The organism is Ilumatobacter fluminis, assembly GCF_004364865.1.
GTDB classification, from domain to species: Bacteria; Actinomycetota; Acidimicrobiia; order Acidimicrobiales; family Ilumatobacteraceae; genus Ilumatobacter; species Ilumatobacter fluminis.
Window position 1 is genome coordinate 89,175 of the sequence record NZ_SOAU01000001.1, and the last position, 22,037, is coordinate 111,211.

The window sequence follows — 22,037 nt, forward strand, 5'->3', positions numbered from 1 at the left end:
GCGCGACGCGCCCGGTGAGGAGAAATTGTCGTCTCCGATTTGACGAGCTGGCCCGTCGATGTCAGGGTTGGTATACCAAATACGGAACACCGTGATCCTGAGGGGGAATCATGATCAACCGGTCCCGCACCCGTCGCTGTGGTGCACTCATTGCTGCTCTCGCCCTGACCGTCGCCGCGTGCGGCGGCGACGACGACGCCGCTGACAACGACGAACCGACGTCGACGGAAGACAGCTCGGATGCCGACGCCGGTGACGACGCCGACGCCGGTGACGATGCCGACGCCGGTGACGATGCCGACGCCGGTGACGATGCCGACGAAGGGGGTGCGACCACCGACGCGCCGTCCGACTCGGGTGCCGAGATCGACGGCACGATCACGATCATCGTGCCCGCGAATGCGGGCGGCGGGTTCGACATCGCCGCTCGTTCGTTGCAGCCGGCTGTGTCCGAGACCGCCGGCAACGACGTCGTCGTGCAGAACCTGCCGGGTGCGGGTGGTGCGATCGGCGCCGAGCGACTCTTCAGCGAGGATGCCGACGGGACGACGATGATGATCGTGTCGCGTTCGATCTCCGCGCTGCCCTACACCGGTACACCCGAGATCGATCCCGTCACGGACATGGCGCCTGTCGGTGTCACGCACCAGGACGTCGCAGCGCTCACCGTACGGGCCGACGCCGAGTACCAGACGATCGACGAGTTCCTCGCGTATGCCGCGGAGAACCCCGGCGAGATCTTGATCGGCACGTCGGGGACCGGCGGTGTCTGGCATGCGGCCGGACTCACCCTGGCTCGTGAGGCAGGCGTCGAGTTCTCCTTCATCCAGTACGACGGCGGTTCGGCTGCCGGCAACGCGCTGATCGCCGGTGAGATCGACGCCGTGACGATCGGGGCGCCCGAGACCCGGCCGTTCATCGAGAGCGGCGACGCCGTGATGCTCGGCGTGATGGGTGCCGAGCGTTCGGCGCTGTACCCCGATGTCCCGACCTTCCAAGAATCGGGCGTCGATGTCGAGTACGTGGTGTGGCGCGGCTACGTCGTCGACTCCGAGACACCGGACGACGTCCGTCTCGCACTGTCCGCCCTCGTCGAGGAAGCGGCAGCGAGCGAGACGAACCAGACCGCCATGGCCAATGCCGGCTTCGAGACGACGTGGATCGGCCCGGACGAGTTCGGGGCCTTGATCAGCGACGAGGACGAGCAGTTCCGCGAGCTCTTCGGCGGTGAAGCCTTCGTCGTCTCCGAGCCCGAGCGGGTCGCCGGCAGCTGACCGTCCGATGCGCGATGTCGTGACCGGCGCCGTGGTCGCCGTCATCGGGACGTTCATCTTGATCGAAGCGCTCCGCTTGCCGGATGCCGCAACGGTCACGAACGACCCGGCACTTCTCCCCGAACTGGTCGGCGGCCTTCTGATCGTGTGCGGTCTGATCGTCGTCGGCCAGGGGTGGTATCACCTCCGGACCGGCACGACAGCGAGCAGTTCCGGGCATGTTCCGCTCCCCGACGTCGAGGCGCTCGACGAGCTCGAGACCGAGGGGAGCGCAGAGGACGAATCGCCCGACTACGTGACGACGGCGGCGATGGCCGTCACGGTCATCGCCTACGCCGCCCTCGCGTTCAGGGTCGGTTATCTCACGACGACATTCGCATTCCTCGTCGGCGCGCCGATCCTGCTCAGCTGGACGCCCCGTGGGCGACGGCTGCTGGTCCTGTTGGGATTTGCGGTCGGCATGGTGATCGCCATCCGGCTCGTGTTCATCTCGGCCTTGAACGTCCCGCTGCCGGAGACGCCACTGCCATGATCGCCGTCGGCACATCCCTGTACACGTCGGGCTGGGACCTGGTCGCGAACCCGGTGACGCTGCTGCTGATCCTCGGTGGCGTCTCCGTCGGTCTCGCGGTCGGCGCGATCCCCGGCCTCACGGCGAACATGAGCGTCGCGGTGCTGGCCCCGTTCACGTTCACGATGAACCCGACCGACGCGATCGCCGTGCTCACCGGTATCTGGCTCGGCTCGCTCTACGGCGGAACGATCCCGGCCGTGCTGATCAACATGCCGGGCACGCCGGCCGACCTGATGACGACGCTCGACGGATACCCGATGAGCAAACGGGGTGAAGCCGGCCGCGCGATCGGCATCGGCGTGATCTCGTCGTTCTGCGGCGGGATGGTCGCCGTGCTGATCCTCGGGATCGGCGGCCCCGCCCTCGCCGGTGTCGCACGGCAGTTCGGCTCGATCGAGTACTTCGCGGTCGCCTTCCTCGGCCTGTCGGTGATGGCCTACGTCGCCGGATCGTCGCTGGTGAAGGGCGTGATCAGCGCCCTGCTCGGACTCTTCGTGGGGCTGATCGGGCGCGATCTGTTGTCGGGTCAGGCGAGGTACACCTTCGACGAGCCCAACCTGTTCGGCGGCGTCAACTTCATCGCCGTGATCATCGGCATCTTCGGGATGGCCGAGGTGCTGGAGCAGGTGTATTCGCGACTGCATCGGGTCGATCCCGAGGTCCAGGAGGTGACCGGCATCCGCACCGCCCTGCGCGACATCCCTCCGGTCAAGTGGGTGATCGCTCGATCGTCGATCATCGGGACCTTCGTCGGCATCCTGCCCGGAGCGGGCGCCACCATCGCCTCGGTGATCTCGTACGGGGCACAGAGCCGTCTCTCGAAGAAGCCCGACGAGCTCGGAACCGGTTCACCGGAGGGCATCGCTGCCTCCGACACGGCCAACAACGCGTGCAGTGGCGGAGCGTTGATGACGATGCTGACGATCGGCATCCCCGGCGACGCGCTCACGGCAATTCTGCTCGGAGCGTTGGTCGTCCAGGGTGTTCAGCCCGGTCCGTTGCTCTTCGAGAACGACATGGAGCTCGTCTCGTCGATCTTCATCAGCCTGCTGATCGCGAACATCTGTCTGCTCGTGATCGGTCTGATCGCTGCGCGGCGGATGGCGAAGATCCTGTCGGTGCCGCGATCGCTGCTCCTCCCGGCGGTCGCAGCGTTGTCGATCATCGGCACGTACGCGATCAACAACAGCGTGTACGAGGTCGGGATCATGCTCGTCTTCGCGATCCTCGGTTTCGTCATGTCGAGGGTCGGCATCCCCAAGCCGCCGCTCGTGCTGGCCCTGATCCTCGGGCCGATCCTCGAGACCAACCTTCGACGCTCGTTGCAGATCAGCGACGGCAACGTCTCCGACTGGCTCGGCCAGCTGTTGACGAGCCACATCGGTCTGCCGGTCTTCCTCGCGAGCATAGCGATGCTCACCATGCCCATCGTCGGTGGTGTCCGCTCGATGCGAGCCCGTCGGACCGCCCTCGCAGCCGGCGGAGACGTCGCCGACGTCGACCCCGACCAGAAGGAGACCGTCGAATGACCACGCACCCATCCTCGAACACCGGCGACGACATCGGACGCATCGTCTTCGGTGCAATGACCTTCGGTGCTCCGGTCGACGAGGGCGACGCTGCCGAGATGGTCGACGTGTGTCGTGCCGCCGGGGTGAAGATGTTCGACACGTCCAACAACTATGCGGGTGGTGAGTCGGAACGGATGCTCGGTCGGATCGTCGCGCCGTTCCGCGACGAGGTGCTCATCTCGACGAAGAGCGGCAGCCACGTCTATCAGGACGACCCCGAACTCAGCGGTCTGACCCGGAAGGCGATCCACGCCGCGGTCGACGCCAGCCTGACGCGACTCGGGACGGACTACGTCGACTACTACTACTTCCACCGACCCGACTGGAACACCCCGATCGAGGAGTCGCTGGAAGCCGTCCACGAACTCGTCGAGGCCGGCAAGGTCCGATATCTGGCGCAGTCGAACTTCGCGGCGTGGCAGATCACCGAGATGCACTGGATCGCCGAGCGGGAGGGCTGGCCGACGCCCGCGCTGTCGCAGCAGATGTACAACCTCGTCGGTCGACGGGTCGAGGAGGAGTACGAGGCTTGTGCTTCGCGTCTCGGCCTCACCACGCTCGTGTACAACCCGCTCGCCGGCGGCCTCCTGACCGGCAAGCATCGACGAGACCAGTCGCCCGGCGACGGACGGTTCGCGAAGGAGATCTACCGCGATCGCTACTGGAACGACACCCAGTTCGACGCCGTCGAACGGCTCGCAGGAATCGCGTCGAACGCCGGAGTGACCCTGATCGAACTCGCCTTCCGCTGGGTTCTCAGCCGGTCACTGACCTCGGCGATGCTGTTGGGCGCGTCGAACATCGAGCAGCTCCGTGCGAACCTCGCCGCCATCGACGGCCCCGCTCCCGACGCCGACACGATCGCCGCGTGCGACGAGGTCTGGACCACGCTCCGAGGCGCCGCACCGGCGTACAACCGCTGAGATGAAGATCACCGACATCCGCGCAACGACCGTCGCGATCCCGCTCGAGGCCCCGCTCCGGCACGCCAACGGCGGGCACTGGGGTCGCTTCGTCCGCACCATCGTCGAGATCGACACCGACAATGGGCTGACCGGCATCGGTGAGTTGCGCGGCGCCGGTGCGCCCACCGAGGAGGCGATCGTCGGGCTGCGCAAGTACTTGATCGGGCACGACCCGTTCGACCTCGAGGCGATGCGGTTCGCCCTCCTGAATCCGACCGCGGCTCTATACGGCAACCGCGGTCACGTGTTCGCCGCCGTCGAGATGGCGTGTCTCGACCTGATGGGCAAGTCGGTCGACCTGCCGGTGTCGCAGCTGCTCGGCGGTCGCGTCCGATCGTCGGTCGAGTTCGCCAGCTACCTCTTCTTCCGGTACCCGGCCGACGACGGATCCGGTGAGGTGCGGACACCCGAGCAGTTGGTGGAGTTCGCGCTCGACGCGAAGCGGCGACACGGATTCCGAGCCCACAAGCTGAAGGGCGGGGTCTTCCATCCCGACTACGAACTCGAGTGTTTCCAAGCGTTGGCCGCGGCGGTGCCCGGTGACGGCCTGCGATACGACCCGAACTCGGTCCTCTCCGTCGAGCAGTCGATCCGGTTCGGGCGAGCAATCGAGCACCTCCGCAACGACTACTTCGAGGACCCGACGTGGGGCCTCGGCGGCATGCGACGGGTTCGTGAACAGGTGCGCATCCCGCTTGCCACGAACGCCGTCGTCGTCGGCTTCGAACAGCTCGCGGCCAACATCCACGATCCCGCGGTCGACGTCATCTTGCTCGACCTGCACTTCTGGGGCGGGGTCCGCGCCTGCATCAAGGCCGCAGGCGTTTGCGAGACGTTCCAACTGAGTGTGGCGATGCACTCGTCGGGCGAGTCCGGGATCGGCCTTGCCGCGATGCTGCAGACCGCCTCGGTGCTCCCGAACATGCCCTTCGCCATCGACACCCACTACCACCACCTCGTCGACGATGTCATCATGGGCGGGAAGCTCGAGTACGTCGACGGCCACCTCGCGGTCCCGGAAGGTCCGGGGCTCGGAGTCACACTCGACCCCGAACGGGTCGAGCAGTACGCGGCCTATTTCCGAGAGATGGGCAACTACACCTACGACCGCGATCCCCATCGCCCGGGTTGGTATCCGCTGATCCCGAACGAGCGATGGGCAGACCCGACCTACTCGCCATGACAGGGGAGAGGCAATGAGCGAGTCCGACACCAAGGCGCTCCATCCGATCGAGAACGTCCAGCTCGGCGAGCGGACCTACGAACAACTGCGCGCCGCCATCGTCGCGGTCGAGCTCCGACCGGGTGAGGTCCTCAAGGACCGCGAGCTCGCCGCTCGCCTGGCGGTCAGCCGAACGCCGGTGCGCGAGGCGCTCTATCGGCTCGAGGCGGTCGGCCTCGTCGAGTCGAGAGGCCGGTCCGGTTGGGCGGTGGCGTCGTTCACGGAGCGCGATGTCCACGATCTGTTCGAGATGCGCCGGCTCCTCGAGCCAGTCGGTCTCGACCGGCTCGCGAAGCAGTTCGACCCCGACGCCGTCGCCCGACTCGGTCGAGCGTTCGACGGCTTCGAGAATCGGATCGCTCCCGAACTGCTCCCCGACTACTTCGGCGCCGACCACGCCTTCCACAAGCTCCTCATCGAGTGCAGCGGAAACGAACGGCTCCAAGGCTTCTACGCGATCGTCGAGGACCACATCGATCGTGGCCGACACCTGCTCCTGACCGAGGTGGCCGATCGCGTCGATGCCACGCTCGACGAACACCTCTCGATCGTCGAGGCGATCGTGGCCGGCGATTTCGACCGGGCGAAGGTCGAGCTACTCAGCCACCTGCACACCGGCGAGGCGATGATGACCAACCAACTCCGCAACCTGATGGAGAGACATGAGTAAGCCAGCGTACGTTCAGGGAACCGCCACGGATGCTCCCCCGGTCCGAGTCACGATCGACGATCTCCGCACACACTGTGCGGGCGTCCTCGATGCCTGCGGGTTGCCGTCCGAGGCCTCGCATCTGGTCGCCGACTCGCTCGTCGACGCCGAGGCGCGAGGGATCTCGTCACACGGCGTGACCCGCACGCGGATCTACGGCGAGCGTCTGCGCGCCGGCATGATCAACGCGGCCGCCGAGCCGCACGTCGTCTCGACTCGCACGGCGGCGCTCCAGGTCGACGCCGACAATGCGATCGGGCACGTCGGAGCGCTCGCCGGGCTCGACGCGGCGACGGAGCGTGCTGTCGAAACCGGCATCGCCGCCGCCGGCGTCCACAACTCGAACCATTGCGGCACGTTGGCCTACTTCACCCGCCGAGCGGCCGAGCGAGGCCTGGTGACGATGGCGATGTCGACGGCGCCGACGACGATGGTCTACTTCGGCGGTCGGTCGCGGGCGGTCGGCACGAACCCGATCAGCATGTCGGTGCCGCGACCGGGGCACCCGCCGATCACGGTCGACATGGCGACGAGCGCGACGGCCCGCGGCAAGATCATCCTCGCCAACCAGCTCGGCCAGTCGATCCCCGAAGGCTGGGCGGTCGACGACGCTGGGCGGCCGACCACCGACAGCGCCGCCGCGCTGCTCGGTTCGGTGCTGCCCGTCGGAGGCGCGAAGGGTTCCGGTCTTGCGATGATGGTCGAGTTGCTGTGCGGCGCGCTGATCGCCGACGTGACCGGTGACGGCATCGGCGACATGTACGAAGACTGGACCCGGCCACAGCGCGTCAGCCATCTGTTCATCGCCCTCGACCCGGATGCATGGGTCGGTCGCGACACGTTCGCACGCCACATCGACGGGTTCGCCGAGCGAGTGCACGGCCTGCCCCCGGCCGAAGGCTTCGACGGGGTGCTGCTGCCCGGCGAGGTCGAAGACCGCAAACTCGACGCGGCCCGGACCGACGGCGTTCAGCTCTCGGCGACGGTCGCTGCCGACCTCGACGCCATGGCAGAGCTCGCCGACTACGACGGCCGCCTCGTCGTGGCCTGACCCGGGGGCAGAGCCCCGCCCTCGATCTCGACCCTCGTTCTCGAAAGGACATCCCGTGACCCAGATCTGCCGTCTGCACCCTGCGACGGACCTCCCCGAACCCGACTTGCTCGACCGCTTCACCAAGCTGGCCTCCTCGCTCGTGAGCGACGTCTTCGACCGCTGGAGCGGGGCGACCGGTGTGATGCCGCTTGCCGGCGTCGCCGACGACCAGGTCATTGCGGCACCTGCGGTCACCGTGCGGACCCGCCCTGGCGACAACCTCGTCGTGCACCAGGCACTCGAGGAAGCACGTCCTGGCGAGATGATCGTCATCGACGGTCGCGGCCATCTCGACCGGGCCCTGCTCGGCGCGCTCATGGTCACCTACGCGAAGCGTCGCGACCTCGCCGGAATCGTCGTCGACGGTGCCGTCCGCGACATCGCAGACCTCCGACAGATCGGGCTGCCGGTCTTCGCCGCCGGAGTGACGCACCTCGGCCCGTACAAGAACGGACCGGGTGAACTCCGCTGTCGAGTGTCGATCGGAGGCGTGCCGTGCGACGACGGCGACATCATCGTCGGCGACGTGGACGGAGTCGCCGTCGTGCCCCGTGCACGTGCAGCCGAGATCGTCGAGTTGGCCGAGGCGAAGGCTGCGGCCGAGCAAGCCGAGTTCGAGGCGATCGACGACGACCGCTGGGATCGCACCTGGCTGGCCGAGGCGCTCCGCGTCGAGGAGGTGCACTGAGCCGTGGCGCTCGTTGCTGTCCCTCAGTTCGTCTACGACGATGCGCTCGAACCGTTGCGCGCAGCGGGCCATGAGCTCCGCGTCCGCACCGATGACCACCCGCTGCCACACGGTGAGCTCGTGGAGTTCGTGGCGGGCGCCGATGCGCTCCTGACGATTCTGACCGACCGGATCGACGAGGCGGTCTTCGCCGCAGCACCGTCGTTGCGCGTCGTCGCGAACGTCGCCGCCGGCTTCGACAACATCGACGTCGACGCGGCCACCGCCGCCGGAGTCCTCGTGTGCAACACGCCGGGCGTGTTGGCCGAATCGACGGCCGATCTGGCGTTCGCGTTGCTGCTCGGTGCTGCGCGCCGGGTTGTCGAGGGCGATCGTGCGCTGCGCGGCGGTGAGTACACGCACTGGGTGCTCGATCAGCCGCAGATCGGCCTCGACGTGCACGGCAAGACCCTGGGCCTGTTCGGCTGCGGCGAGATCGGCCAGGCCGTTGCCCGACGCGCTGCGCATGGCTTCGCGATGGACGTGTGCTACCACACCCGGAGCAAGCTCGATCCCGAGGTGGAGCGCAGGATCGGCGCCCGCTGGGTCGAGTTCGACGAGTTGGTCGAGCAGTCGGACTTCGTCTCGCTGCATGCCCCGCTCACCGACGCGACGAGGCACCGGTTCGACGCCGATGTGTTTGCTCGGATGCGCCCCACGTCGGTACTCGTGAACACGGCTCGAGGCCCACTCGTCGACGAATCGGCACTGGCCGATGCGCTGGCCGACGGCACCATCGCCGGGGCCGGCATCGACGTGTACGAGAACGAGCCGGCCGTCCATCCTCGCTTGCTCGAGCAGCACGCGCGTGTGGTGCTGCTCCCTCACATCGGCAGTGCGACCACGGCCACACGACGCCGCATGGCCGACGTCGCGGTCGCCAACGTCGTCGACACCCTCGCCGGTGAGCAGCCGAGTCACGCTGTGAACCGGCCGGCCGTGCAGTCGAACTGAGTCGGCTCCCATCCCCCAGACGAAAGGCACTCCGATGTCCAACAACCTCCTGACCGACCGATTCGCGCAGGGCGAGATCGCCCGCGGTGCATGGCTCGCCGTCCCGAGCTCGATCTCTGCCGAGATCGTCGCCCGCACCGGGGTCGACTACTGCTGTGTCGACATGCAGCACGGCGCAGTCGGCTACAGCGATGCGATCCCGATGATGCAGGCCGTCCGGGCCGAAGGGGTCACGCCACTCGTGCGTGTCTCGGCGAACGACATGGCCGAGATCGGCCGCGCGCTCGACGCCGGAGCGCAAGGCGTGGTGGTGCCGTTGGTGAGTACGCCCGAACAGGCTGCGGAGGCGGCCGCAGCGTGTCGCTACCCACCTCGAGGTGTGCGTTCGTTCGGACCGATCCGTGCGTCGGTCGCCGCCGGTTCGAGCGAGATCGATGCGCTGGAGCAGGTGCTCTGTGCCGTCATGGTCGAAACCGACGAGGGGCTCGCCAATGTCGAGGCGATCGCCGCGACCCCGGGCGTGGGTGCGATCTACGTGGGGCCGGCCGATCTGTCGCTCGCGCTCGGCCTGCCGCCGAAGTACGAGCACGACGATCCGACCCACGAGTCGTCGATCCAGCGGATCCGCAAGGCGTGCGAGTCGGCCGGGATCGTGGCGGGCATCCACTGCGCCGACGGTGACATGGCGCGACGCCGCCTCGCCCAAGGATTCCGCATGGTGACCGTCGCCAACGACGCGAAGTCGATCGGCGCGGCCGTCGCCGCCGAGTTGGCCGCCGCCGTGGCGTCGTCCGACTAGGACTGGTCCGGAGCGGCAGCCGAGCTGCGAGCTTCGAGAAGACGGTGCGTCGCCTCGACGACGCAGGCTTGGGTGTCGGTGAGCGCCCGGTGCTCCCCGAACGTCTCGACGAGCGCGGTGTATGGAATCCAGTCGACATCTCGGACGATGCCGGCGATCGCGTGCACGTCGACCGAGCGATCGGAACACATGGACAGCACCCCGCCGACCACCTTGCCGTTCCGGCTGGTCGGGTCGAGTGACCCCTCGCCGGTGATGACGAGGTCGGCGGTATCGATCAGCCCGGCGAGACCGAGCTCACCCGCGACCAACTCGAACCCCGACGAGATGGTAGCGCCGGTTGCTGCAGCGAGCCCGCCTGCCAGGCCGCCTGCGGCGCCCGCTCCCGGCATCGTGGTGACGTCGACGCCGTATGTCGACCGGTAGGTGTCGGCGAGGGCCTCGAGCCGGCCGGTGATCCGTTCGATGGCGGCTGCGTCGGCTCCCTTCTGCGGGCCGAACACCCTGCCGGCATCGCCGAATGCTGTGTCGACATCGCAGGCGATCACGATGTCGACGGCCCGCAGTGCGTCGATCTCGCCCGACGATTCGAGCACATCGACGGCGCCCTGGCCCCCGTCGCTGGTGGCCGACCCACCCATGCCGACGACGATCCGGGATGTTCCTCGGCGTACGGCCTCGAGCAGGAGCTCGCCCACGCCGGCGGTGGTGGCCTCCTCGGGCCGATTGACATCGGCGCCCCCCGCCAGTGCGAGCCCGGCGGCCTGGGCCATCTCGATGACGGTGAGTGTGTCACTGCGATACCAGCCGGCGCGGACCGGCTCGCCGGCGGGCCCGGTGACGGTGGACCATTCGGTGGCACCACCGAATGCCTCGAGCAGCCCCTCGCCGCCGTCGGCGAGGGGCACCCGGTCGCATTCGTGTCCCTTGGCTTCGCACGCCGCTGCGATCGCCGCAGCTACGCCGTCAGCGTCCAGGGTCCCTCGGAACTTGTCGACCGCCGCAACAACTCTCACTCTCCGATTGTACGACACGAACTGGTTGACGAAGGAGTGAGCGGAGGCCGAGGCAGCGTCAGCCGAAGGCGCCGTGGGCGACCCCGTCGTCAGGTGACGGAGCGTTGGGCGAGGAGCCAGCGGACTCGTTGCATCGTCAGGAGGTAGTGGACGACGATCGCGACGAGGACGACAGCGCCGAGCACGACCTGGCCGACGACGATCGCGAACACTGCCGAGAGGACGAGGACGTCGAGCTCGATGATGAGCCGCACGATGCCGGGCACCGGGATCGGTCCGCCCTGCCCGGCGCTGAGATCGCCCGGCACCCGGAACGTGGCCCACGTCGACGCCGCCACGACCGGGAACGCGATGGCCAGGACCCATCCGAATCCGTCACCGCCGACCTCCCACCCGACGACGGCCCAGCACGCGAGCGCCGCCAGCTCGACCAGGAACCGGAAGGCGCCCTGGGCCGGCGTGAGTGCCGAATCGTTCGTGTCGGCGAGGTCGTCAGCGCTGCCGGTCATGTGGCGAGCCTGCCACATGCGGCGCGTACGGCATCGTTTCCGACACGGTACGCGTTAGTGCACTGTTATGAGGTGGCCGTCCGCGCGCCCTCTTCTGGTCCGCCGGTAGTCTCCGTGGGTCCGATTTCCCGATCGGCGCCACCCATGACCACACCGCCTTGGAGGGCCACATGGCCGGAGGCCTCGTCGGCTTGCTCGACGACATCGCAGCGCTCGCGAAGCTCGCGGCGGCATCGATCGACGATGTCGGCGCGGCAGCCGGGCGCGCCAGCGCGAAGGCGGCGGGTGTGGTGGTCGACGACACGGCGGTGACGCCGGCCTACGTGCACGGCCTCGCCGCCGACCGCGAGTTGCCGATCATCAAGCGGATCGCCACCGGATCGCTTCGCAACAAGGTGCTGTTCATCCTGCCGGCCGCGCTGCTGTTGAGCGAGTTCGTCCCGCTGCTCGTCGAGATCATCCTGATGTTCGGCGGCACGTTCCTCGCCTACGAGGGCGCGCACAAGGTCCACCACAAGTTCGTCGCGCACGACGTGCACGACGAGGTGCCGGCGGCGGTGAAGGGCCCGGAGGCCGAGGCGGCGACGGTGCAGGGCGCGATCCGGACCGACTTCATCCTGTCGGCGGAGATCATGGTGATCGCCCTGAAGGAAGTGATCGACGAGGGGTTCTGGTCGAGGGCGATCATCCTGCTCGTCGTCGCCGTGTTGATCACGGTCGTCGTCTACGGCGTCGTCGCGTTGATCGTCAAGATGGACGACATCGGTCTGCGCATGGTCGAGACCGGCGACGAACGCGCCGCCCGGATCGGTCGGTTGTTGGTGAACGGGATGCCGAAGGTGCTCGCCGTGCTGTCGGTGGTCGGCACGGCGGCGATGCTGTGGGTGGGTGGCCACATCATCCTGGTCGGCACGGACGAACTCGGCTGGCACGGGCCGTACGACTTCGTGCACCGCCTCGAAGAAGGCGTCCATGACATCGGGGGTATCGGGGGTGTGCTGGCGTGGTTGGTGAACACCGCCGTGTCGGCGCTGATCGGTCTCGTCGTCGGCTTCGTGATCGTCGCCGTCGTCAACGTTGTCAAAGGACGCCGCGGTGCAGTCGCGCACTGACCTGCTCGACCGAGGTCCGAGCCGGCCGATACCACTGGTGGTGCCAGTGGCGATTGCGCTACGGTCCGTGACAATTCAGATCGACAGAGTGGGGGGTGCGGATGTCCGTTGAGACGCAGACGCTTGCTGTTCCCGCACCCGGTCGCGAGCCGACGCCCGACCTCCCACCGATTCCCGGTGTCGATCCGACGCTCGACCCCCGCCGCGCCGATCCACGCGCCTATCGGGTGGGTCGGCTGCGGTGCTGGTGGGCGCGCATCCTCGACCCAGTCGAGTTGTCGGCGAGCTCGAGTCGCTGGTCGTGGCGCCCCGCCGTGGCGCTCGCCACGCTGTACTTCGTCCTCGGATCGTTGTGGGTCGTCGTGTCGTCGTCGATCGTGTCGGGTTCGTCGATCACGAACCCGGAGATCCTGAAGGGGATCGGCTTCGTCGGTGCCACCTCGGTGTTCTTCGGCGCATTGCTGCTCGAGTACGGACGGCGTGCCCGCCGGTCGGCGAACCGATTGCGGGAGCTGATCGAGTCGACCGGCGACCTCACCTTCCGCTACCGGATCTGGCCGATCGTCCGCTTCGACTACATCTCCGAACACGTCGATCACTGGATGGGCATGCCGGCGGCCGACTACTACGCGCAGCCCGACCTGTTCGTGCGCCAGGTCCACCCCGACGACCGTGAGCGGTTCGGACAACTGATCGCCCATGCGACGAGCGACGTCCCCGCGTTGATCCGGTGGATCGATGCCGACGGGCGGGTGTTCCACTCGTTGATCGATCTCCGTTCGGTGACCGATCGTCGCGGCCGCATCGTCGCGATCGACGGCCGGATCCGCGACGTCACGGAGTCGCGCCGCGATCGCGCCGAGTCGGAGGTCGGCGCCGCCACGCTCGGCCGCCTGGCGAGCGGCGATCCCTTGCTGCAGGTGATCGAATCGGTGTGCGAGCAGGTGGTCGATCTGATGGGTGTCGAGATCGCGGCCGTCGGTCTTCCGATGCCGGACGGCTCGGTCGACCTGATCGCCAGCGCGGGCGACGTGCCGGCGATCCAGAACCTCAAGATCCGCTGGGACGAGGGACCGCTCGCCGACGGCCCGACCGGTCGAGCGGTACAGGAGCGACAGCCGGTGGTCATGACGCCCGACCATCCGAGCTACTCGGCGTGGCGCCAGCTCGCACTCGAAGCCGGTGTGTCGTCGTGCCTCGCCGTTCCGATCGTGCGCGGCGGTGAGGTCGTCGCGACGCTCACCCTGTGGTCGCACTTCGGGAATCCGTTCGATGCTGCGAACGTCGGTCGTTTCGACCGCATCGCCCGTCGGCTCGCCTTCGCGGTGGCGCAGTTGCCGCCGATGACGTCGCTGGCCGACGACCCGGCTCATCCCAATCGACCGGTGATGCCGCCGGTCGACGTCCGTCGTGCGCTCGACGAGCACCGGTTCGAACCGTGGTTCCAGCCGCAGGTCGACGCCGAGGGCCGCATCGTCGCGCTCGAGATGTTGATGCGGATGCGTGGCCTCGACGGTGAGGTCGTCGCACCGAACATCGTGATCCCGGCCGCCGAGTCGCTCGATCTGATGCCGACGATCGGCCGGACCTTGCGGCGCCTCGCCATCGATCATGCGACGCCGTGGTTCGAGCTGGGCCTCGAGCGGATCTGCCTCAACGTGTCCGTCGACGAGTTGATGACCCCAGGCTTCATTGGTGAGATGGAAGACCTGATCACCCGCGATGGCGTGCGGGCCGAGCAGGTCGAGATCGAGTTGGTCGAGACCGCGCCGCTCGATTCGGCGGCGCAGCGGGTGCTCGGCCGGTTGGTCGAGATGGGTTTCCGGGTCGCCGTCGACGACTACGGATCTGGCTGGGCGTCGCTCAGCCATCTCTCGAGGCTGCCGGCCCACGTGATCAAGGTCGACCGGGTGTTCGTGCGTGACGTCGCCGTGTCCGACCGCGCGAAGGCGCTCGTGAAGTCGACGTTCGAACTGGGACGGTCGCTCGAACTCATCACGGTCGCCGAGGGCGTCGAGACCGCCGACCAGTCGGCGTTGCTGGTCGAACTGGGCTGCGACCTGATGCAGGGGTTCCTGTTCTCGCCGCCCGCACCGGCCGAGCACATCGACGCGTTGATGCGCAGTGGTGAGCGGCCCTTCTGGCCGGTCATCGCATCGTCGTTGGGTCGCCCGGCGAAGGCCTGACGACCGGCCGGTCAGACCCGGCGGACGACGAGGACGCGCTCGATGCCGAACAGCTGGTTCGTGCGCTGCGCCGCCGGGGAGAGCCACTGCTCGATGTCGCGCGGCGGCATGAGGACCGGCCGGTGGACGTCGACCCGTTCGCCGTCGTGGACGATCGTGGCGGCGCCGTGGTGCAGCACGTTGCGGACCCAGTCGGCCTGGGTGCCGTAGGGCAGGACGACGACGAACCCGTCGTCGGTCGGGATGGCGTCGATCGGGGTCTCGTACTCGGTGCCGCTGGAGCGGCCGCGGTGCACGACCTTGGAGTAGCCCGCCCCCGGGTCGCCTGCGGTCTTGATCGCCTGCTTGTTCCAGAACGACTTGTTGACCGTGCGCACTCCCCGCAGCACGGTCGGGTTCTGCGTCCGGATCCCGAACAGGAGCACACCGAACAGCACCCCCACGAGCAACCCGAACCCCAACACGCCCCGCACGATCATCTTCATGCCCGATACCTAACCACACCGAGAGCGCACTCGGTCCAGCTGACGAAGCAGATCGGGTCAAGTGTCAGAGGTGACGGCGAGGAACGAGCCGGGTCGGGTGTCGGAGGGAACGGCGACGGAGTCGCCGTTTCCGGAGATCACCCGACTCCGGTGACGCAGGTGCGTGCCCGGGTCAGAGGAGGGGGATGACCTTCTGAGCGACGTCGCGGATCACGGCTTCCTTCTCGGCGAGGGGTGGGAGCACGACGATCTGGTCGAGCCCGGCGGCTTCGAGGTCGGCGATGCGGGTCGCGAGTTCGGCCGGGGTGCCGACGAGGCACGATCGGTCGATCAGTTCGGCGGTCAGGAACGGCTCCTCCTCGGGGAGCACCCAGCAGTTGTGCCCCTGATGGACCCGCTGGTGCCGGAGCTCGGGCGGTGTTTCCTCGACGAGGGCGACGTAGTCGGGCCAGAAGTCGGCCATGTGGGCAGGGGGTCGTCGGCCGAACTGTGCGTACTGGTCGTAGGCGTAGTGCACGGCTGCGATCGCGAACGCACCCGCCTGGCGGCGCACTCGTTCGCTGTCGTGTGGTTCGCCGTCGTCGGTGACGACGATCGTCGTGAGGTTGGAGAACGCGAACTCGTCGCGTGGGCGATCGATGCGTCCGCGCAGCGCGGCGATCACGTCGGGGTCGGCCGGCGCGGAGCTGATGAGTCCGTCGCCGTGGCGAGCGGCGAGTTCGAGCGATCGTGGACCGAACGCCGACACGTGGACGGGGATGCGTGGCTCGAAGCGGACGAAGCCGTGGTCGGGCATGAGGTGACGCACCGGTGTGTCGGCGCCGCGGAAGTGCACGGTCGTCTCGTCGCCGTCGAGCAGCGATCGCAGCTCGGTCAGGTAGCGATCGAACTCGGCGATCGGCATCGGCTTGTGGCGGATGATGCGCATCGCCGTGTTGCCCGATCCGATCCCGCAGAAGACCCGGCCCGGGGCCAACTCGTTGATGGTGGCGAGGGCGGCGGCGGTGACCGACGAGGGTCGTGTGCCGGCGACGGCGACGCCGGTGCCGAGCTGCATCGTGGTGGTCCGTTCGGCGGCGAGCGCGAGCATCGCGTAGACGTCCGACCAGATCATCTGGCTGTCGGCCATCCAGCAGTGGGTGAACCCGAGCGACTCGGCCTCCACCACGTAGTCGAGGTCGCCCGGTCGCGACGCCACACAGATCCCGAACTCCATCCCCGCAGCCTCCCAGACCGACTCCGCCGACGACCGGTCGGAGCACCCCCGGGTCAGGTGTCAGAGGTGGTACTCCGGGTCAGGTGTCAGAGGTGGTACTCCGGGTCAGGTGTCGGAGGTGACGGCTCGCCCCCGGGGCGAGGCGTTACCGGCGATCACCTGACCCGGGATCGGTGCGCGTACCCGAGCGCTCGAGCCGCTTGGCCAACCACAGGACCCCGGAGTCAGGTGACCGCCGGTCACGGGTTCGGCTGCGCCTCACCCGTCACCTCTGGCACCCGACCCGGTGACCCGACCCCGGGGGTCAGGCAGCCGTGCCGAGGCGGCCGGTGTCGAAGGCTTCCCGCAGGTAGGTCCAGGCGTAGATGCCGGTGCGGTGACCGTCGCTCCAGTCGAGGTTGATCCCGAATGCGCCCGCCAGTGCGGCGTCGGTGATCGAGACCAGCTCGCCGCGCTCCACGGCCGGTGACACCGACTCGCCGGCGTTGCGCCGCCCGACGCAGGTCGCGCACGGGCACGCCAGTCGGAGTTCGCCGACCCCGTACCGCACGGTGACGTCGTCGTCGAACGTCACCGCCATGTGCGAGTCACGCTCCACCTCGATCCCCACGACGTCGCCGGCGCTCATGGCCGTCCCTCGTTCGGCACGGTCAGACCCAGCCGCCGGCGTAGTTGACGATCTGGCCGGTGGTGAAGGTGCTGGTGCCGTCGATGAACGGCATGGAGAAGGCTGCGCATTCCTCCATGGTGCCGAGTCGGCGGAGCGGAACGGCCGACTCGATGCGAGCGCGGACGTCGGGGTCGTCGGCGCCGCTCGCCCGACGGAACTCGGGAAAGTCCATGAAGTTGGTGCCGATCGCGTTCACCTGCACGCCGGTGGGGGCGACCTCGGCGGCGACGTTGCGCACCATCATGTTCGCGGCTGCCCGGGCCGACGAGTAGAGCGGTGCGTTCGGCGTCGGCTTCGAACCGGCGGCGCTGGTGAACACGAGCACCTGGCCCTGCTCGCGCTCGACCATGTGCGGGACGACCGACCGGAGGAAGTGATACGGCTCGACGACACACCCGCGGACGGCGGCGTCGAGATCGTCGGCGGTGGACGACAGGAACGAGCCGGTGACGACGCGTCCGGTGAACGCGACGGCGGCGTCGACGTGGCCGAACCGGTCGAGTCCGGCCTGGACGAGGGCGGTCGCGGCGTCGGGGTCGGCGAGGCGCACCCGGTCGGGGAACACCTCGACGGTCGCACCCATCGCCACGAGCTCTTCGACCAGCCCGTCCTCGGGTGCGGCGACGACGAGGTCGTGCCCGCGCCCGGCCAGGAGCCGCGCGATGTGTGGCCCCACGTAGAACGACGTGTCAGCGATCAACGCAACGCGACCCATCCCGACGAACCTAGATCGGAGCCCAGCCCGGCCGGGTGTCGGAGGAAACGCGACGTCGGTGCGTCGGGTCAGGTGTCAGCGGCGACACCGACCAGGTCCCTGTCAGGCTCGACTCCCCGGGCCGTCGGTTGATGTCAGACATCATCCGACGCCTCGGGTCGGGGCGTCGGTGCTTCGGGTCAGGTGTCAGAGGTGACGACTCGCCCCCGGGGCGAGGCGTTACCGGCGATCACCTGACCCGGGATCGGTGCGCGAACTCGAGCACTCGAGCCCCCTGGTCAACCACAGGCCCCCGAGTCAGGTGACCTGACCCGGCGGCGTGGTTACTCGGCGGGGCCGACGAAGTCGAGGGTGGCGGTGACGCCTTCGTAGGTCGTGGTGAGGACCTGGTCCTCGCAGGTGAAGGTGCCGGTGCCGGCGATGGCCTCGGAGCCGACGGTTTGGTTCCCAGCTCCGAACGGCAGGTTCTGCAGCTGGCCACCCACCTCGAGCTGGATGGTGACCGTCGCCGGGCTGCCCGGGTCGGAGATCGTGAGCTGGTTCCCCGACGAGCTCCAGGTACCCGGATCGGTCGAGTCGATCGTCGTGACGAGTGTGCCCTGCGGCGTTGTCATGCCGATCTGCCACTGGTTGCGGCGTCCGGTGTACGTGCCGTCGGGACGCAAGGTGACGGTGTATTCGCCAGACCGGTGCGTCATCTGGACTCCCTGACCCTGGCCGGCGACGCGGATGATCTCGTCGAGGAACGCTTGGCTCCGCAGACGCCACACGCCGGTGAGACAGGTCAGCTTCACCGGTGCGATCTCGTCGATGCTCTGGCCGCTCTCGGGGAGTTCGATGGTGAGCTTCATCTCGACCTCGTCGTCCTCCTCGATCCGGTTGAGCAGCCTGACGTCGTCCTCGATGAGCCACTCGCCCCACTTGCCGGTCGGGTTGCCCTCGGATGCCGACCACGTGTCGACCTCGATCCCGTCGACCTCGAGCCGCAGGGTCGTGTCGGCTTCGGTGCCCGGGTCGAGTCCTTCGACGCGGAGCGCGACCGGCATGTAGTCGGCGTCGTCGCGGATGTCGACCCGGACTTCGGCGCCCGGTTGCATCTCGCCCCCGTCCTGTGGGTGGTCGATCCAGGCGACCTCACGGACGCGCAGGTCGCCGCTGCCACCGCCGCGCCGGACGAGGGTGACGGTGATCTCCCCGCCTTCCTCCGGTGTGTCGGGCCGGTCGAGCGCCTCGATCTCGGGTCCGTTGCCGTCACTCGTCGCTTCGCTGCCGCCGACATCTGCGCCGGTGACGTAGTGGAACCGGCCGTCGCTACCGAGGACCAGGATTTCGCCGGGTTCGTCCGGTGTGTCGGGGTCGGCGACGTCGTCGTAGGTGACCAGGTCGGCGTCGCCGACGACGCTGTGGGCACGTTCGGTCGTCGAGCCGGTCTCGATCAGCGTGCTGTGCAGGGCGAGCGAGGATGCCTGCGCGAATGCCGAGTCGACGGCTTCGGTCCAGGAGAACACGACGCCGTCGCCGAAGGCGTTGGTGAGGTCTTCGCCGCGTCCGGTCTCGCATGCGGAGAGCACCACCGTGTCGGGGAGACCGTCCGGATACTGCTCTGCGAGGAACGAGTTGTCGACGAGTCGGTCGGCACCGTTGCGGTTGAAGCCGACGGTGGCGCCGCCGTTCTCGTCGAGGACGAGCACTTGCATGGTGACGTCGGAGTCGACGAGCAGCGACGTCACACAGCCGCTCTCGTCGCAGATCTGCTGACCGTGTGTCGAGACGTGGACGACGTCATACGCGTCCCATCCTTCGAACGAGGAGAGGCCGACGCCCGTCTCGGTGGCGGTGTTCTCGTAGTACTCGACGTTGCCCTCATAGCCGCGTGCTCCCTCGTACAGGGCGGCGACGGCAGCGCCTTCGTCGGTCTCGGCGAAGTCGAATTGGTAGGGCGACAGCACGAGGGCGCGCTTGGTCTCGTGGTCGTCTCCGACCACGTCGCGCGGGATCGGTCGCGTGACGGCTGCGGTGCCGGAGCGAGCGGGTGCCGCGGATCGAGTGCTCCTCGTGCCGAGTGCACCGTCGCCGAAGAACCAGGCACCTATGCCGCCGTCGACGCGGAACCAGATCGCATCACCGCTGACGAGCACGCCGGCGATGTCGTCGTTGCCGGCGATCTCGTCGGCGACGGTGAACAGGTCGGCTCCGCCGCCGTACGACGCTTGGGCGGCTTCGCCGATGGCGAACGTCGCCTCCAGCGCCTCGGTCGTTGCCTCGGCCCAGGTGCAGGGGTGGTCGGCTGCGCCGCACGTGGTCAACTCGGAGACGGTCGGCACCTCGACCGGCTCGTCGGGCTCGTCGGCCGGGTCGGTCTGGTCGTCGGCGGCGGCCGTGGTGCTCGTCGACTCGTCGTCGGAGTCGTCGCGCTCCCCGGGCTCGCTCGTGGCGCCGGTCGTCTCGGTGGCGTCGGGTTCGTCCGGTTCGTCACTGCCGGCGTCGTCGCCGCCCGAGCATGCGCTCAGGAGGAGGATGGTGGCCGCTGCGATGCACGTGAACCGTGCCGATCGTGTCCCCTGCGTCATGGTGCGCCTTCCGCTCGACGTCCCGACCACCGTACAAAACGTCCGCGACGCCCTGCCGATGTTTGCGCCCCACCCGACCCGATGGGCAGGGAAGTCAGGTGGTGGAAAGGACGGCGACGTTGAGGGGGCCGCGGGTGGTGCAGGCCTTGGCGTCGCGGAAGCGGCCGCCGAGCTGGATCTTGGCGTCGTCGTTCGCTTCGAGGTTGGCGAACCAGTGGGAGTCGCCACGCACGGTCGACACGGCGACCTTGTCACCGAGCCGGACGGCGACCAGGGGCACCTGGCGGGGCAGACCGCTCTTGCGTCCGGTGGTCTCGACCACCACGGCGCCGGCCCCGACGGGGAGGGGGTTGCCAAGTCCGGTCGCCAGGACCGGCCGAACGACCTGGTTCAGGGTGCGGAAGGCGGTGCGGGTGATGGCGCTGGTGTCGGGAAGCACGGTGGGAACAACAGCAAGCACTCCCGCAGTATTCCGCGAGCACGCCGGATCTCGTGCGGCGGGTGCCGGCCTCAGCTCCAGACGGTGCTGTTGTCGTCGTTGAGTGTGCCGGGTGGGTCGATCACCACGCAGAACTCGAGCCCGGCCGGGTCGGTTAACACGGTCCACTCGTCGTGTCGACGGACGACCCGGGCGCCGAGGCCTTCGAGCCGCTCGACCTCGGCGTCGAGGTCGTCGGTGTGGATGTCGAGATGGATGCGGGCGTCGCCGTCGTCGAGACGTTGGACGAGCAGAGCCGAGTGCTCGGTGAGGCGGGTGCCGTGGAACTCGGGCGAATCGAGTTCGCGCATCGGGTGGCCGGTGGCGGCACCCCAGAAGGCGGTCTCATCGGCGTGGTCGTCGGCTGGCACATCGATCACGGCGACGAAAAGCCTGCTGCGGTGCGTCATGGTCGTGAACGTACACGCGCCGTGACGTGCGATCATCCGGGAATGAGGTGGGAGCGATGAGCACGGTGTCCGACGGTTGGTACGACACGACCGAACTCATCGCCCGGTTGCCGGCACCCTCGGCATCACTGCGCGGTGTGTTGTCGACGAAGGGCCCGAACGGCCGCGAGGTGCCGACGTCGATCCCGCTCCATCACGCCGTCGCATTGGCGGCGTCGGCGTGTGCACGGTCGCGTGGCGCCAAGCGCTTCAAGACCGTCTACGAACACGTCCGGGCGTTGGGCGACCGACAGCGGGAGTTCGTCGTCGTACTCCGGTCGGGCAAACCGCCGGAGGTGGTGCCGGCCGACGGGTTCGTGGCGACTGCGGCGATCGTCCTCGACCTCGCCGACCTCGAACGAGCGGTTCGTGCCGGTGACGTGATCTCGCACTAGCGCCGTGTCGGACGGCGCAGCGTCAGAGGGCGGGGCGGCCGGTGCGCTTCAGGACCCAGGAGGCGCCGATCACGACGATCACGGCACCGATGACTGCGCCGATGATGCCACCCCAGTCGAACCGGTCGTCGTCGCCGATGCCGAGCAGGGCCGTGAAGATCCAGTAGCCGACGAGGGCGCCGGCGAGCCCGAGCCCGGTCGAGACGAGCCACGAGGTGGGCCCGCTCATGTGACGGAACGCGTCGTTGGGGACGAGTGCCCGTCCGATCGCTCCGGCCACGAGGCCGAGGAGGAGGGCGGCGATCAGGCTTCCGATGTCCATGTCGGTTGAACTCCTTTGTTCGATGA

23 protein-coding genes are annotated in these 22,037 nt (G+C 68.4%); 13 read left to right on the forward strand and 10 right to left on the reverse strand.

All coding sequences use genetic code 11. The features are described from left to right. Positions 1–110 precede the first annotated feature (110 nt). From BDK89_RS00425 to BDK89_RS00470, 10 genes are read left to right on the forward strand one after another with little or no spacing between them, the layout of a single operon-like run. The gene (locus BDK89_RS00425) at positions 111–1,274 is read left to right on the forward strand and encodes a tripartite tricarboxylate transporter substrate binding protein (RefSeq protein WP_133867072.1); all 1,164 of its coding nucleotides are present in this window, start codon (positions 111–113) and stop codon (positions 1,272–1,274) included. 7 nt (positions 1,275–1,281) lie between these two features. Next, the gene (locus BDK89_RS00430) at positions 1,282–1,806 is read left to right on the forward strand and encodes a tripartite tricarboxylate transporter TctB family protein (protein WP_133867073.1); all 525 of its coding nucleotides are present in this window, start codon (positions 1,282–1,284) and stop codon (positions 1,804–1,806) included. After that, on the forward strand, positions 1,803–3,377 hold the full coding sequence (locus tag BDK89_RS00435) for a tripartite tricarboxylate transporter permease (RefSeq protein ID WP_133867074.1): 1,575 nt from the start codon (positions 1,803–1,805) through the stop codon (positions 3,375–3,377). Before BDK89_RS00430 ends, BDK89_RS00435 begins: the two co-directional genes overlap by 4 nt. Next, a complete protein-coding gene (locus BDK89_RS00440) occupies positions 3,374–4,342 on the forward strand; it encodes an aldo/keto reductase (RefSeq protein WP_133867075.1) in 969 nt (322 codons plus the stop codon). Before BDK89_RS00435 ends, BDK89_RS00440 begins: the two co-directional genes overlap by 4 nt. 1 nt (position 4,343) lies before the next feature. Further along, the gene (locus BDK89_RS00445) at positions 4,344–5,567 is read left to right on the forward strand and encodes an enolase C-terminal domain-like protein (protein ID WP_133867076.1); all 1,224 of its coding nucleotides are present in this window, start codon (positions 4,344–4,346) and stop codon (positions 5,565–5,567) included. Positions 5,568–5,580: 13 nt separating this feature from the next. Further along, entirely contained in the window at positions 5,581–6,276 is a 696-nt protein-coding gene (locus tag BDK89_RS00450; RefSeq protein WP_133867077.1) for a GntR family transcriptional regulator, read from the forward strand. After that, on the forward strand, positions 6,269–7,366 hold the full coding sequence (locus BDK89_RS00455) for an Ldh family oxidoreductase (protein ID WP_133867078.1): 1,098 nt from the start codon (positions 6,269–6,271) through the stop codon (positions 7,364–7,366). Before BDK89_RS00450 ends, BDK89_RS00455 begins: the two co-directional genes overlap by 8 nt. 55 nt (positions 7,367–7,421) lie before the next feature. Further along, positions 7,422–8,096 carry an RraA family protein gene (locus BDK89_RS00460; protein ID WP_208293907.1) on the forward strand — a complete coding sequence of 225 codons (675 nt, stop codon included), beginning with the start codon at positions 7,422–7,424 and terminating at the stop codon, positions 8,094–8,096. 3 nt (positions 8,097–8,099) lie between these two features. Continuing rightward, on the forward strand, positions 8,100–9,089 hold the full coding sequence (locus BDK89_RS00465) for a 2-hydroxyacid dehydrogenase (RefSeq protein ID WP_133867079.1): 990 nt from the start codon (positions 8,100–8,102) through the stop codon (positions 9,087–9,089). Positions 9,090–9,123: 34 nt separating this feature from the next. Further along, complete coding sequence (locus tag BDK89_RS00470; protein WP_133867080.1) at positions 9,124–9,888, forward strand: HpcH/HpaI aldolase family protein; 765 nt, start codon at positions 9,124–9,126, stop codon at positions 9,886–9,888. Here the strand turns inward: BDK89_RS00470 and BDK89_RS00475 are convergent. Together BDK89_RS00475 and BDK89_RS00480 are read right to left on the reverse strand one after the other, a co-directional pair. Then, positions 9,885–10,904 carry a glycerate kinase gene (locus tag BDK89_RS00475; RefSeq protein WP_166657276.1) on the reverse strand — a complete coding sequence of 340 codons (1,020 nt, stop codon included), beginning with the start codon at positions 10,902–10,904 and terminating at the stop codon, positions 9,885–9,887. The two genes, BDK89_RS00470 and BDK89_RS00475, sit on opposite strands and share 4 nt — an antisense overlap. Before the next feature lie 89 nt (positions 10,905–10,993). Further along, positions 10,994–11,413, reverse strand: coding sequence for a YrdB family protein (locus tag BDK89_RS00480; protein WP_166657277.1), 420 nt, complete (start codon positions 11,411–11,413; stop codon positions 10,994–10,996). A gap of 170 nt (positions 11,414–11,583) precedes the next feature. Between BDK89_RS00480 and BDK89_RS00485 the strand changes: the two genes are divergently transcribed. Both BDK89_RS00485 and BDK89_RS00490 read left to right on the forward strand, forming a co-directional pair. Next, on the forward strand, positions 11,584–12,525 hold the full coding sequence (locus BDK89_RS00485) for a DUF808 domain-containing protein (RefSeq protein ID WP_133867083.1): 942 nt from the start codon (positions 11,584–11,586) through the stop codon (positions 12,523–12,525). A gap of 101 nt (positions 12,526–12,626) precedes the next feature. Then, the gene (locus BDK89_RS00490; RefSeq protein ID WP_133867084.1) at positions 12,627–14,711 is read left to right on the forward strand and encodes an EAL domain-containing protein; all 2,085 of its coding nucleotides are present in this window, start codon (positions 12,627–12,629) and stop codon (positions 14,709–14,711) included. Between the two features lie 11 nt (positions 14,712–14,722). Here the strand turns inward: BDK89_RS00490 and BDK89_RS00495 are convergent, their stop codons facing one another. The 7 genes from BDK89_RS00495 to BDK89_RS00525 form a co-directional block, all read right to left on the reverse strand. Then, positions 14,723–15,196 (reverse strand): PNPOx family protein, encoded by a 474-nt coding sequence (locus BDK89_RS00495; RefSeq protein ID WP_133867085.1) that lies wholly within the window; start codon positions 15,194–15,196, stop codon positions 14,723–14,725. Positions 15,197–15,368: 172 nt separating this feature from the next. Continuing rightward, positions 15,369–16,412, reverse strand: coding sequence for an LLM class flavin-dependent oxidoreductase (locus tag BDK89_RS00500; RefSeq protein WP_133867086.1), 1,044 nt, complete (start codon positions 16,410–16,412; stop codon positions 15,369–15,371). Between the two features lie 304 nt (positions 16,413–16,716). Continuing rightward, the gene (locus BDK89_RS00505) at positions 16,717–17,040 is read right to left on the reverse strand and encodes a DUF971 domain-containing protein (protein WP_133867087.1); all 324 of its coding nucleotides are present in this window, start codon (positions 17,038–17,040) and stop codon (positions 16,717–16,719) included. Between the two features lie 22 nt (positions 17,041–17,062). Continuing rightward, positions 17,063–17,797, reverse strand: coding sequence for an SDR family NAD(P)-dependent oxidoreductase (locus BDK89_RS00510; protein ID WP_133867088.1), 735 nt, complete (start codon positions 17,795–17,797; stop codon positions 17,063–17,065). 323 nt (positions 17,798–18,120) lie between these two features. Then, the gene (locus tag BDK89_RS00515; RefSeq protein WP_133867089.1) at positions 18,121–20,367 is read right to left on the reverse strand and encodes a CHAT domain-containing protein; all 2,247 of its coding nucleotides are present in this window, start codon (positions 20,365–20,367) and stop codon (positions 18,121–18,123) included. Between the two features lie 94 nt (positions 20,368–20,461). Beyond that, the gene (locus tag BDK89_RS00520; protein WP_166657278.1) at positions 20,462–20,806 is read right to left on the reverse strand and encodes a nitroreductase family deazaflavin-dependent oxidoreductase; all 345 of its coding nucleotides are present in this window, start codon (positions 20,804–20,806) and stop codon (positions 20,462–20,464) included. Between the two features lie 71 nt (positions 20,807–20,877). Then, positions 20,878–21,255, reverse strand: a complete 378-nt coding sequence (locus tag BDK89_RS00525; protein WP_133867091.1) for a VOC family protein — start codon at positions 21,253–21,255, stop codon at positions 20,878–20,880. Between the two features lie 56 nt (positions 21,256–21,311). Here BDK89_RS00525 and BDK89_RS00530 point away from each other — a divergent pair, with 56 nt between their 5' ends. After that, positions 21,312–21,689 carry a hypothetical protein gene (locus BDK89_RS00530; protein WP_133867092.1) on the forward strand — a complete coding sequence of 126 codons (378 nt, stop codon included), beginning with the start codon at positions 21,312–21,314 and terminating at the stop codon, positions 21,687–21,689. 22 nt (positions 21,690–21,711) lie between these two features. Here BDK89_RS00530 and BDK89_RS00535 read toward each other — a convergent pair whose 3' ends face one another. Continuing rightward, positions 21,712–22,011, reverse strand: a complete 300-nt coding sequence (locus BDK89_RS00535) for a GlsB/YeaQ/YmgE family stress response membrane protein (RefSeq protein WP_208293908.1) — start codon at positions 22,009–22,011, stop codon at positions 21,712–21,714. Positions 22,012–22,037 lie beyond the last annotated feature (26 nt).